The organism is Peribacillus sp. N1, assembly GCF_054600815.1.
Map to the genome: position 1 here is coordinate 1 of NZ_BAAHZO010000141.1, position 231 is coordinate 231.

Annotated in this window: 1 pseudogene; it reads right to left on the reverse strand. The window is 46.3% G+C overall.

Annotated features, from left to right (window positions below):
• Positions 1-48: 48 nt before the first annotated feature.
• Positions 49-231: pseudogene (locus tag ACYP5M_RS26845) on the reverse strand (methionyl-tRNA formyltransferase); the annotation flags it as partial.

Below are 231 nucleotides of genomic sequence, written 5' to 3' on the forward strand. Positions count from 1 at the left end.
CCCACCACGCAGTTCTGGAAGCAGGGAGGCATGTACATTAATACATCAGTAATTAGTGGCATCCAGCAATTCATTCGGAAGGATTTGTCCGAAAGCCGCCGTCACAACCAAGTCAGCATTCAAGGAGATGATCTTTTCAAGTTCTTATTTTTCACGGATTATTTCGGGATGATAAACGGGAATCCCATGCTTTTCGGCTTCGACCTAAACTGGAGGCGGCGTCAGCACTTT